This window comes from Clostridium sp. UMB9555A (assembly GCF_030222355.1).
GTDB lineage: Bacteria > Bacillota > Clostridia > Clostridiales > Clostridiaceae > Sarcina > Sarcina perfringens.
Genome location: NZ_JASORQ010000002.1, coordinates 708,520 through 721,992, shown reverse-complemented (window position 1 = coordinate 721,992; position 13,473 = coordinate 708,520). Strand labels below are relative to the sequence as shown.

The following is a 13,473-nucleotide window of genomic DNA, read 5'->3' as shown; positions in this document are numbered from 1 at the left end:
TAACTATATGCTTATTATCACTAAGTTATAAATATTTTGTTACTTTATAATAAAGAAAATTTTTAATAAGGTTTAATTTAAACTTAGTATGAATTTTATTAACTTTTAAGAATTATGATTTAAAATAGAGTTTTTAGTAAAAGCACAGTGGATTTTAAAATCAAAGGTTAAGATAAAATCTAGTAGGAGGAAATAAAGATGAAATTTGTATTAGCACCAGATTCATTTAAGGAAAGTATGACTTCAATGGAAGCCTGTAATGCTATGGAAAGAGGAATTAAAAAGGTCTTTAAAGATGCAGAATGCATAAAGGTTCCAATGGCTGACGGTGGAGAGGGAACTGTAGAAGCCTTAGTTCATGCTACCTTTGGAAGAATTGAAAGAGTAAATGTTACTGGACCTTTAGGAAACAAGGTGGAAGCTTTTTATGGAGTTTTAGGTAATGGAAAGACTGCTGTCATAGAAATGGCTAGTGCTTCTGGGATTCAACTTGTTAAGAGAGAAGAAAGAAATCCTTTAATAACAACAACTTTTGGAACTGGAGAGCTTATAAAGGCTGCATTAGATCAAGGAATAAAACATTTAGTTATAGGAATAGGTGGAAGTGCCACTAATGATGGAGGATGTGGAATGCTTCAAGCTTTAGGTGGAAAACTTTTAGACAAGGATGGAAATCAAATAGCCTTTGGTGGAGGAGCATTAAAGGATATAGAAAGTATTGATTTAAGTTCTTTAGATGAAAGATTAAAGGAAGTATCAATAGAAGTAGCTTGTGATGTAACTAATCCATTGGTAGGGGAAAAAGGAGCCTCAGCAGTATTTGGTCCTCAAAAGGGAGCAACTAAAGAGATTGTTAAAGAATTAGATAATAATTTAGCTCATTACGCTTCAGTAATAAAAAAAGACCTAGGAAAAGAAGTTTCACACATAGAAGGTTCTGGTGCTGCTGGAGGATTAGGTGCCGCTTTATTACTATTAGGTGGAGAATTAAAAAGAGGTATAGAGCTTGTAATAAAACATACAGAGTTAGCTGAAAAGGTAAAGGGAGCAGACTTTGTATTCACTGGTGAAGGAAGTATAGATGATCAAACTATATACGGAAAAACACCAATGGGAGTTGCTACTGTGGCTAAGGAGAATGGAGTTTCTACAATTGCCTTTTCAGGAAAAGTTGGAGAGGGAATAGAAGGCCTTTATGAAATAGGTATAAAGAGTATATTTAGTATAATGACTGGAGTTTCAACTTTAGATGAAGCTTTAAAAGAAGGAAGTAGAAATTTAGAATTAACAACTGAAAATGTAGTTAGACTTTTAAAATAAATTTTATGATTTAGAAGCTATTTATGAGATGATCAAGTGAAGATAAAGAATTAACTAAATTTAATACTTGCTTACAATAGATAGTTTAAAGTGAATATAAGCAATAAAAAATATATTGTTTGTGTTCACTTTTTTATTTTAGGCTATGTTTTAAATAAATGTTGAAAATTAATATTTTAAAATACATAGGTTATAACATAGATACATCAATATTTCGGAGGTTATAGTATGCCAATTATTAAGTATATATTAATAGATATGCAAACTTTAACATTAAAGCAAGTGGAGAAATTGATGTGATATTTAGAAGAATTTCCTGCATTAGGTTCTCAAGTAGGATAAATTCGTGAAGAGATTAAAGAGTTTAGATTTTTAAAGGGTAAAGTGTTTCCTCATTGCAATTCTGAATCGATATGAAGAAATGGTAAATATAATTGTAAACAGCGATATATCTGTAAAACTTGTAGAAAGACTTTTACTGATTTTACAAACTCCGCAACATATAGAAGTAAGAAATCCTTATACAAGTGGCTTAAATATGATAAATACATGATTATTGGAGTATAAATAAGAAAATCTGCTAAAATAGTAGGTATAAATATAGCAATAAGTTTCTTTTGGAGACATAAAATATTAGATTGTATAAGATATTTTTTAGGAACAGGTCATGTGGATGGTGTAATATAAGCAGATAAAGTATTTTTTACTGAAAGTTTTAAAGGTACAAGAACTGGTAATATGCTAAGAAAATCTCATAAAAAAGGTAAAGAGATTAAAAAGAGGTATATATCTAAGAAGTAAATTTGGTCGCTACAGCTTTAGATAGATATGGAAATTTAATAATAGAGTCTTTATGTAAAGGTAGAATGATACATAAAGAACTTGAAAGACTTTATAAAGGGCATATAGGAGAAAGTGCTATATTATGTACAGACTGTCACAAGTCATATATTAAATTTGTGTAACTGTTAATAAATTGGTAAAAGGAATGCTATAATAAAAATAAGTATGAGATTGTCATATAATATGAATTGGATAGGGGGATAACATGAGTAAGTTACTTTTAGATATGGTAGGCAAGGAATGTAAAATTACTTTTTTAGGTATTAATGAAATCAAGGGAAGTATCATTAGTGTAGATGACGATTGGATTAAATTTAAATATGCAAAAAGTAGTAAGGTAAAGATTGTTAAAACCTGTTTTGTATCAAGTATCTTAGAATTATAAATATAATACTAAGTTAGATAAATTGTAAAAATCGGATAAGATTTAATGTGACAATATTAATATAATGCAACAAAAAAGTAGGGGGTATACTATATTTAGTAATTGGTATACTCCTACTTTTTTATTATTAAAATTGTTCCTAATACCAATATTGTATTAAAACATAGCAAAGAATAAAGGAAAAAATATAATATAATCTCATTTTATTAGGATTTTAAAAATTAAAATTAGTAGAAAAAATGAATATATGGTATAACTATAAGAAGACTAATAAAGTTTTAAAAAAGGAGATAAACATAATATATGAAATTTAATGAATTAAATTTAAGTGAGAATATTATTAAAGCACTTAATAATTTAGGATATAAAAATCCATCAGAGGTTCAGGAAGCTTCTATTCCAAAATTATTAAAGGGTGAAGATATAATAGTTAAATCTCAAACTGGTAGTGGTAAAACTGCAAGTTTTGGAATACCTGTTTGTGAAAAGATAAATATTGAAGAAAAAAAGGTTCAGTGTCTAGTTTTAACACCAACTAGAGAGTTAGCAATTCAAGTTAAAGATGAACTTTCTAATATAGGAAGAATAAAAAAGGTTAGATGTGCGGCTATATTTGGGAAACAACCTTTTAATGAGCAAATTAGAGAGCTTAAACAAAGAGTACATATAGTAGTAGGAACTCCAGGAAGAGTATTTGATCATATGGAAAGAGGCACTTTAGACTTAAGTGAGGTTAACTATGTAGTCATAGATGAAGCTGATAAAATGCTTTCAATGGGATTTATTGATCAAATAAAGGACATATTAGGAGAATTAAGATTAAATAAAACCACTGCATTATTTTCTGCTACATTTTCTAAGGAAATAGAGGAAATATGTGAAGAGTATATGAGAAATCCTATGCTTTTAGAGGTTAAATCAAAAGTATTCAATAGAGATAGAATAGAAGAAAGTGCAATTGAAATAGAGGAGAAAAATAAGGGGAAAGCTTTATGGAAATGCCTTTATGCTTATCATCCAGAGAGTGCTATAGTATTTTGTAATACAAGAAATAAGGTTAAGTCTGTTTATAAAATGCTTAAGGATGAGGGAATAACTTGTAATGAACTTCATGGAGATATGGAGCAAAAGAAGCGTATTGAGGTTATGGAAAACTTTAGAGATAAGCACTTTAAAGTTTTAGTTTGTACTGATATAGCTGCTAGGGGAATTCATGTAGATAGCATAGAGCTTGTTATAAACTATGAGGTTCCAATGGAAACAGAAAGCTATGTTCATAGAATAGGAAGAACTGGTAGAGCAGGAAGAGAAGGAAAGGCTATTACCTTTGTAAATCATTATGAGAAGAAATATTTAGAGAATGTTGAAGAATATATTGGTTATGAAATAAGAAAAGCAAGTCTTCCTTCTGATGAAGAAGTTAAAGCTGGAAGAAAAATATTTAAGGAAAGTCAAAAGGTTCAATTAAAAGAGAGTAAAAAACCTAAGAAAGAAGTTCATGGTGATATAGTTAAAATACATGTTAATGGCGGAAAGAAAAAGAAAATAAGAGCCTTTGACATTGTTGGATGTTTTAGTAATTTACCAGGTTTAACAGGGGAAGATATTGGAATAATAGATGTTCAAGATGGTTTTTCTTATGTTGACATATTAAATGGAAAAGGTGATAAAGTTTTAAAGAGCTTTAAGGAAGTTACTATAAAGGGTAAAAAAGTGAAAATACAAAAAGCAAGAAAATAAAATTATTATTAATTTAAGTATAAAATTAGTTATAATATTAAATTATTTTGAAGTATATAATGATTATGTAATATGTGGTAAAATTAAAGTAAGATATAGTAAAATATATCTTACTTTTTTTAAAGGAAATTTTATTTTTGAGAGGTGGTCTGTATGAAGAAAAAGGTTACTATCTCTATTACAACTTTAGTAATAATATTTTTAATATCTATAGTATATCTAGGGTTGTATCATAATGACTATGTTGGAGAAAATAAGTCATTAAACAAAGAAGTTATAAGTATTATAGAAGGTGAAGATGATAAAAAGCTAGACTTAATTTCTTTAAATAAAAATATAGCTTTTGAATGGGATGAGGTTTATTTAATAGCTCCATACCAAGATGTAAGCGATTTTTTAAAAGAGATGAATACTTACGCACCAGAAAAAACATACACCTCAGAAATAAATGATGTGTACATGCTAGCTTTTACTAAGTATTCTGACAAGCTAGGAAAAAACAAACTAATAGAATATACTTATATACCAGGAACTTATATTGATTCTGAAAAATTAAAAGATATGGAAGTTATAAATGGAAATTATTATTATGCAAATGATAATTTAGTTTAGATTTTAAAGCTCTAAGTTTAAAACTTAGGGCTTTTTTAAATTAAGAATTAATTTAAAAATAAAAATATTAATAATTTTACTTTAATATTCATATATTATTAAATTTAAACACGTATTATAAGTCAATACAGAATGCTATAATGTACATTGACTTTTGTAAGAATATATTTTTATTAAGGGGGCTAATTATGATTATAACGAGAGACAGAAGATTTTACAGATTACTTTTTAGTATTGCTTTGCCAATAGCAGTACAAAATTTAATAACCTTTATGGTAAGTATGGTAGATACTTTGATGGTTGGAGCTTTGGGGGAGATTCAACTATCAGCAGTTTCTATAGCTAACAATTTATTTTTTGTACTTACAATTTTAATGTTTGGACTAGCTGGGGGGTCTAATATCATGATTTCTCAGTATTGGGGAAAGGGAAATGTTAAAACAATTCATAAGATTTTGGCCATAATGTATAGGGTATGTTTGTTAATAACTGGTATTTTCATATTTATAGCATTATTTTTACCAAAATACTTTATGGGGATTTTCACAACTGATAAGGCTGTTATAGATTTTGGAGCAAGTTATTTAAGAATTGTGTGCATAGGATATTTGTTCTATTCTATTACAAACTGTACAATAATGATGCTTCGTTCAGTAAAAACTGTGAGTATATCAATTATAGTTTATACTGCTTCTTTAGTAGTAAATTCAATATTAAACTGGATTCTTATATTTGGAAATTTAGGTGCTCCTGAACTTGGAATAAGAGGAGCTGCCATAGCTACTGTCTGTGCTAGAATAACTGAGTTCTCAATAGTTTTAGTATTTATGTTTATATATGAAAGAAAGATTGGTCTTAAGCTAGAACATTTATTAAAGCTTGATAAAGAGATTTTAAAAGATTATGTTGGATTATGTACTCCTGTCTTATGTAACGAGTTACTTTGGGCAATTGGAGCTTCTATGATATCTGTAATAGTTGGTAGAATGGGAACAGAGGTTGTGGCTGCTAATAGCATAAATGGAGTTGCTCATCAATTTGTAACAGTTTTTATATTTGGTATGTCTAATGCAACAGCAGTAATTATAGGAAATACCATAGGAGAAGGTAAAAAAGAAAAAGCAAAGGAATATGCCTATAGTATAGGGATTTTCAGTGTTGTTATGGGATGTATATCAGGACTTATGATTTTACTTATAAAACCATTTGTGGTTGATTTCTATAATGTATCTTATTCAACAAAATTAATAGCTATGGAAATAATGACTGTAACTTCAGGAATAATAGTATTTCAATCTCTTGCAAGTAATTTTATGATGGGTGTACTTAGAGGTGGTGGAGATGCTAAGTTTGTCTTGATAAATGATCTTATTTTTATGTGGCTTGTTGCTATTCCAGGTGGATTTTTTGTAGCCTTTGTTTTAGAACTTCCAGTTGCCTTAGTATTCTTAGTTATAAAATGTGATGAAATATTAAAATCTCTTACCAGTGTATATAGGGTAATTAGTGGAAAATGGGTAAATGATGTAACTAAGGATTATGAATTTGAGGAAATAAAGTGTTAGTGGTTTTTAGGAAATACTCAACAGTTTTGGAAAGTTGTTTTAAGGATATATGAGTTATTAAAGTTAAATACTAATTAAGAACTTAAATTGAAAGGAGTGTTTAACTTTGTCTCATAAAAATAATAAAAACAGCAAAGATAACAAAAAGACTAGTCAAAAAACTAAAAAAGAAGTAGAGAAAATGAAAAATGAAACTGCTAATGAAATAGGATACTCTAAGGAATCAAGAAAACTTGGAAAAGATAAAACTAGAAATAATCCATATATGGGACCACAATAATTAAAAAATAATAAAATATTTTAATTTAAGTAGTTAGGGCTTGTAGCTAATTTTAATAAGTTTAAAGTTAGCTATAAGCTTTAATTTTTGCTATTAATTCTAATTAAGTGATAGTGATTAAAAATTTAGTTTTTATCAAAAATTTTAGTACTATGGATTAAAAAAATTTTTTGTTTATTTTGGTTAAGATGAAAATTAAATATTTAGTTGTTTTTTGTAGGAACATCTAGTTTTTTGTAATAACATACATTTTTTTATTTTACTAAACATATTAATATAATAGTAAAACACAACAAAAAGTAGTTTTATTAAATATATTATAGTGAAGGGTGATTTTAAATTGTTTAGTAAAAGGTTTAAAAAACAAATGGCTTATGTTTTAGCAAGTACTTTTGTATTTGGATTAGTTAATCCAATTTCAATTAAGGTAATGGCATCAACTGGTGTTGAGATTACAGAAGGGATTAATGTAACTGCAAAGGGAAATACTGATGGTAACACAGCTAATTTAGTCATAGATGGTGATTTATCTACCTATTGGGAATCTTCAAATGATTATAAATGGATAGAAGTTGACTTAGGTGGAATTTACGAATTATCAAAGATTGAAATATTTAATAAGGATGAAGCTGTGTATAAATATAATATATATGCTTCAGAGGATGGAGAGAATTTTAATAAAATAGCATATAAAAATAATGATAATGCATCAGACAACAGCGGTAATATACATACTATTGATAATGTAAGGGCAGGAAAGATTAGAATTGATGTAGTTCAAAATAGTAATAGTGATAGGGTGAATATAGCTGAAATAAATGTATTTGGTAAAAATACAGGAGAGAGTTTACCAGAAGTTAAGAAAATTACTACAAGTAATTTTAGTGAAACGCCTTGGGCTACAGAATATGAGAAGTTTAATAGTGATAGTGCCTATGCCAATGAAAAGACTTTAAATGAAATAAAGAATTTAGTTGGTAGAGTAATAGGAGAAGAATTTAAGGACAAGTTTATTTTTGAAATAAGAGATCAATTAAATGGAAATGATGTTTTTGAGGTTTCTGATTCAGGAGATGGAAAGGTTTTAATAAAGGGGAATAATGGTGTTTCTTTAGCATCAGGATTTAACTATTATTTAAAAAATTATTGTAATGTAAGTTACAATCCAATAATGGGGTCTAATTTAAAAATGCCTGAAACAATGCCTTCTGTTGGGGAGAGAGTAGTTATAGATACTCCATATGAGCATAGATATGCATTAAACTTTTGTACTTACTCTTATACAATGGCTTTCTGGGATTGGGATCAATATGAAGAATTCCTAGATTGGTGTGCTATGAATGGGGTTAACTTAGTATTAGATATAATTGGACAAGAGGAGGTTTTAAGAAGAACCTTAAATGAATTTGGATATAGTGATGAAGAGGTTAAAGAATTTATTTCAGGACCTGCATATTTTGCTTGGTTTTATATGCAAAATATGACTGGATTTGGAGGTCCACTTCCTAACGATTGGTTTGAGCAAAGAGCAGAGCTTGGAAGAAAAATGCATGATAGAATGCAAAGTTTTGGAATAAATCCTGTTCTTCAAGGATACTCAGGTATGGTACCTAGAGACTTTAAGGAAAAAAATCCAGAAGCACAAACTATTTCACAAGGGGGATGGTGTGGCTTTGATAGACCAGATATGCTTAAAACATATGTAAATGAAGGGGAGGTAGATTATTTCCAAAAGGTTGCAGATGTTTTCTATGAAAAGCAAAAAGAAGTGTTTGGAGAGGTAACTAACTTCTATGGAGTAGATCCATTCCATGAGGGAGGAAATACTGGTGATTTAGATAATGGAAAGATATATGAAATAATTCAAAATAAGATGATAGAGCATGATAATGATGCAGTTTGGGTTATACAAAACTGGCAAGGAAATCCTAGTAATAATAAGTTAGAAGGATTAACTAAAAAAGACCAAGCTATGGTATTAGATCTTTTCTCAGAGGTAAGTCCAGACTGGAATAGATTAGAGGAAAGAGATTTACCGTGGATTTGGAATATGCTTCATAACTTTGGGGGAAGAATGGGAATGGATGCAGCACCAGAAAAACTTGCAACAGAAATTCCTAAAGCCTTAGCTAATTCAGAGCATATGGTTGGTATAGGTATTACACCAGAGGCTATAAATACAAATCCTTTAGCGTATGAACTTTTATTTGACATGGCTTGGACTAGAGATCAAATAAACTTTAGAACATGGACTGAAGATTATATTGAAAGAAGATATGGTAAGACTAATAAAGAGATTTTAGATGCTTGGAATATTATATTAGATACTGCTTACAAAAAGAGAAATGATTATTACCAAGGTGCTGCTGAGTCTATTATAAATGCAAGACCTGGCTTTGGAATAAAAAGTGCTTCAACTTGGGGACATTCAAAAATAGTTTATGATAAGAGTGAATTTGAAAAAGCTATTGAAATATTTGCAAAGAACTATGATGAATTCAAAGATAGTGATGCATTCCTTTATGATTTCGCTGATATATTAAAACAATTATTAGCTAACTCAGCTCAAGAATATTATGAGATTATGTGTAATGCTTATAATAATGGAAATGGAGAGAAATTTAAATTCGTTTCAGGAAAGTTTTTAGAACTTATAAAGCTTCAAGAGAGAGTATTATCAACTAGACCTGAATTCTTAATAGGAAATTGGATTGAAGATTCTAGAACTATGCTTAAGAATGCTGATGATTGGACTAAGGACTTATTTGAATTTAATGCTAGAGCTTTAGTAACAACTTGGGGTTCAAGAAATAATGCTGACGGTGGGGGTCTTAAAGATTATTCTAATAGACAATGGTCAGGATTAACTGAGGATTATTATTATGCTAGATGGGAAAAATGGATAAATGGATTACAAACTGAATTAGATGGAGGAGCTAAAGCGCCTAATATAGATTGGTTTAAGATGGAGTATGACTGGGTAAACAAGAAGAGTGATACAGATAAGCTTTATCCTACAGAAGCTTCTAATGAAAACTTAGGAGAACTTGCTAAGATAGCCATGGAAAGTTATTCAGTAACTAATATGGATAAAATATTAGGTGAAAATGAATCAGTTGAAAGAGTTAATATTGCTTTAGGAAAGCCTGTAAGTAGTGAAACTCATGGGGAAAGTGAAGCTAATTCTTTAAGTAACATTACAGATGGAAATACAGGAACTATGTGGGTTGCTGATAGAGAGGGATATCCTGCAAGTGTAACTGTAGATTTACAAGGGGTTAAAAGTGTAGATGGAATAGAATTTGCTTTTAGAAATCAGGCTGGTGATAGGGCAGTAGCATATAAAGTAGAAGTTATGGATGAAAGTGGACAGTGGAAAACAGTATCAGATAAATCTGAGGATTATTCTAGTAAGAGAGTCATTGAAAAGGTTGACTTTACTGGAAAGGCTCAAAAGGTTAGGGTTTCATTAATTAATGTAGATTTAAACCTAAGTCCATCATATAAAATACCAGAATTAGCAGAAATAATGGTATATGGAGGAAAAGAAAAGGAAGATGAGTATACTAACGTTGCTTTAGGAAAACCAGTTACTGGAGCAGAGGCTGAAAATGGGAAACCATTATCTAATATTACAGATGGAGATTTAAATTCTCTTTGGGTTAGTAATAATGGACAAACTCCAGCAACTACATCTATTGATTTACAAGGTACAGAAAATGTTGAATTTTTGGAGCTTCACTTTGAAAAGCCAGGACTTAGATTCAAATTTAAAGTAGAAGTAGAAGATGCAAATGGAAATAAAGAAACTGTATTAGATATGACTTCAAATAAAGAAGATAATGAAAAATCATATAAAATACCTGTAGGAAAAGAAATAAATAAAGTACATGTTACTATGACAGGAAAAGCAGAAGGTGGACAACATCCAGGGGCTTGGGCAGCTATTGCAGAAGTAAAGGCCATGTCAAAAGAAAAACCAGCTAACTATGTAAATATAGCAGAGAATAAAAATGTAAGTGGTTCTAATTCTCAAAGTGGAAATCCTTTATCTAATATTACAGATGGAGATTTAAGCTCACTTTGGATAAGTGATAATGGAGCTATACCAGCTAATGCTACAATTGACTTAGAAGGAAATAATTTTGTAGACTTCTTAGAACTTCATTTTGAAAAGGAAGGATTTAGATTCCAATTTAAAGTGGAAGTTGAAGATGAGAGTGGAAATAGAGAAACAGTATTGGATATGACTTCTAATACAGAGGATAATAAAAAGTCATATAATATTCCTGTAAAAAAAGAAATAAGTAAAATACATGCTACTATTACAGGAAAAGCTGATGGTGGACAATATCCTTTAGCGTGGGCAGCTATTGCAGAAATTAAAGCTATGAGCAAAGAGGCTATAAATAAAGTTGAACAAGCTTCCATAGCATTACCTCAAGGAAATATGAAAGCTACAGCAACATCAGAGCATTCTGATGTAGGGAATGAAGGTTTAGCTAAGTTTGCTATTGATGGAAAAGAAAATACTATATGGCATACAAAATATGATCCCGTAGAAGAGTTACCACAAAGTATTACTTTAGAACTTGGAGGAAGTTATGAAATTAATAAGTTTACTTACTTACCAAGAAGTGGTGCTAAAAATGGAAATATAACTAAATATGAGCTTCATGTAAGTGAGGATGGAAATGATTTTAGAAAAATATCTGAAGGAAATTGGGATGATAGTGGAAGTTTAAAAACATTAAAATTTAATAGTACAAAGGCAACTCATGTTAAACTTGTAGCTTTAGAAGGAGTTGGAGGATTTGCTTCAGCTGCTGAATTAAATGTATTTGCAATTCCAGAAAACCTAGCTATGAAAGATGAGACTAAGGTTGAGACTACTTCAAATAATTCTGAAGCAAATAATTTAAGAGATGGAAATGAAAATACTCTTTGGGTTCCAGGACAAGAAGAGGAAAAGTCTGTAACTTTTGATTTAAGTAAGGAAAAGGATATATCCGCAATAGATATAATAAGTAAAGGAAATTCTCCATTAAAATACTCTATAGAGATTTCTAATGATGGAACAGAATGGATGAGCTTAGTTGATGAGAGTAAAAATGAAGAAAATAAAGCTGTATATTCTAATATATTAAAGTCATGCAAAATAGGAAGATTTGTAAGAGTTAATCTTAATAGTGAGAATGTTAAAATTGGAGAAATCAAAATTTATAAAGGAGATTCTACTTCAAGTCTTGCTTCTTATATAAGAGTAGTTGAAGATATATATAATAGTGCAGTAGTTGGGGATATGGCTGGAAACTATACTGAAGAGGCTAAGGAATCCCTTGGAAATGCTATAAATGAGGCAAAATTAGCTTTAGGAAATGATATAAATTCAAAAGAGGCTAATGAAGTTATGAGTACTTTAAAATCAGCTTTAAATGAATTCTATAAGGGATTTGTTCAAATAAACAGAACTAAACTTGCAGCTTTAATAAGTGATGTTGATATTTTACTAAACGAAATATTACCAAGTCTTATGAATAGCATGAACTATAATGAAAAAGCTATAGTAAATGCAGAAATTCAAAAGCTAAAGTTAGAAAATAATGAGGCTAAAGAAGTTTACAATAAAAAGCAAGTTTCACAAAGTGAAATAGATACAGCTTATGATGAGTTAAAAAATACATTAGATTCATACTATGATGCTGTAAGTGTTGAAACTGCATATAAATCAATGGTACTTTTAGCTAAGGAAAAAGTAGAAAATGCAGTAGTGGGAAATGGAAATGGACAATATTCTCAAGAGTCTGTAGATGCTTTAAATGAAGCTATAAGAATTGCTGAGGAAGGTTTTGAAAGTTCTACAACCTTAGAAGAAATTAGAAATGTAACAAAGACTTTAAAAGAAGCTATAGATACTTTCGTTGAATCAGTCAATGTAATTGATAAAGCACAATTAGAAGAGATAATATCTTCAATAGAAAGTAAATTAGAAAATGCAGAAGGAGTATATATTCCTAATGCTATAGAAGAACTTAGAAAAGCTTTAGATAAAGCTAAGGAAGTATTAAACAATGAAGGTGCAAATCAAGAGAATATAAATAATGCTATTTCCGATTTAACTGAAGCAGAAGCTAATTTTGAACTTTCAAAAGTCCCTAATAAAGATGAATTAAATTCTGAGATAGAAAGAGCCTATGGTGTTTTAGAAAAACTTAAAGGTGAAGGAATAAAAATAAAGTTAGAAGATGCTATTTTAGAGGCTGAAAGAGTTAAAAATGATGAAAATTCATTAAAAGTAGATGTGGATAAAGTTTTAGGTGAATTAAAGATTGTAATAGAAGAAGCTTTAAAATCTATTGATTCCTCAGAAGTTATAGTAAGTCCAGTTAGAGATTTTAAAGCAACTAATATTTCAAAGAAAAATGTAACTGTTCAGTGGAGCACACCTGAAAATTCATTTGGATTAGAAGGATACGTACTATATAAAGATGGTAAAAAAGTAGCTGAATTAGGAAAAGATGAGACTGCCTATAAGTTTAAAGGATTAAATAGACATACTATATATAACTTTAAAATTGCAGCAAAATATAATAATGGAGAGATTTCTTCAAAAGAATCCATAACTTTAAGAACTGAAAGATAAAATAAAAATTAAATAATTATATTTTTTTATATGAAAAGGAGCTGTATTAAAAAGCTAAGTAGAATTAAGTTTAATTTATTTAACT

At 29.3% G+C, this 13,473-nt stretch carries 7 protein-coding genes and 1 pseudogene; all 8 read left to right on the top strand.

The window, feature by feature from the left end:
• Positions 1-198: 198 nt before the first annotated feature.
• The gene (locus QP548_RS08655; RefSeq protein WP_003465955.1) at positions 199-1,320 is read left to right on the top strand and encodes a glycerate kinase; all 1,122 of its coding nucleotides are present in this window, start codon (positions 199-201) and stop codon (positions 1,318-1,320) included.
• Positions 1,321-1,548: 228 nt separating this feature from the next.
• Positions 1,549-2,279: pseudogene (locus tag QP548_RS08650) on the top strand (IS1595 family transposase); the annotation flags it as partial.
• An 89-nt stretch (positions 2,280-2,368) separates the two neighbouring features.
• Positions 2,369-2,548: a hypothetical protein gene (locus tag QP548_RS08645; protein WP_061426877.1), complete on the top strand. Its 180-nt coding sequence runs from the start codon at positions 2,369-2,371 to the stop codon at positions 2,546-2,548.
• Positions 2,549-2,851: 303 nt separating this feature from the next.
• A complete protein-coding gene (locus QP548_RS08640; RefSeq protein WP_061426879.1) occupies positions 2,852-4,288 on the top strand; it encodes a DEAD/DEAH box helicase in 1,437 nt (478 codons plus the stop codon).
• A gap of 153 nt (positions 4,289-4,441) precedes the next feature.
• Positions 4,442-4,900: a hypothetical protein gene (locus QP548_RS08635; protein ID WP_061426882.1), complete on the top strand. Its 459-nt coding sequence runs from the start codon at positions 4,442-4,444 to the stop codon at positions 4,898-4,900.
• 188 nt (positions 4,901-5,088) lie between these two features.
• Positions 5,089-6,465 (top strand): MATE family efflux transporter, encoded by a 1,377-nt coding sequence (locus tag QP548_RS08630; protein WP_061426884.1) that lies wholly within the window; start codon positions 5,089-5,091, stop codon positions 6,463-6,465.
• 106 nt (positions 6,466-6,571) lie between these two features.
• Positions 6,572-6,745, top strand: coding sequence for a small, acid-soluble spore protein, alpha/beta type (locus QP548_RS08625; RefSeq protein ID WP_003454088.1), 174 nt, complete (start codon positions 6,572-6,574; stop codon positions 6,743-6,745).
• 340 nt (positions 6,746-7,085) lie between these two features.
• Positions 7,086-13,388: an alpha-N-acetylglucosaminidase TIM-barrel domain-containing protein gene (locus tag QP548_RS08620; RefSeq protein ID WP_061426886.1), complete on the top strand. Its 6,303-nt coding sequence runs from the start codon at positions 7,086-7,088 to the stop codon at positions 13,386-13,388.
• Positions 13,389-13,473 lie beyond the last annotated feature (85 nt).

Coding starts and splice junctions, on each gene's coding strand:
- QP548_RS08630 (WP_061426884.1), top strand. CDS start 5,089: ATGATTATAACGAGAGACAGAAGATTTTACAGATTACTTTTTAGTATT.
- QP548_RS08655 (WP_003465955.1), top strand. CDS start 199: ATGAAATTTGTATTAGCACCAGATTCATTTAAGGAAAGTATGACTTCA.
- QP548_RS08640 (WP_061426879.1), top strand. CDS start 2,852: ATGAAATTTAATGAATTAAATTTAAGTGAGAATATTATTAAAGCACTT.
- QP548_RS08635 (WP_061426882.1), top strand. CDS start 4,442: ATGAAGAAAAAGGTTACTATCTCTATTACAACTTTAGTAATAATATTT.
- QP548_RS08645 (WP_061426877.1), top strand. CDS start 2,369: ATGAGTAAGTTACTTTTAGATATGGTAGGCAAGGAATGTAAAATTACT.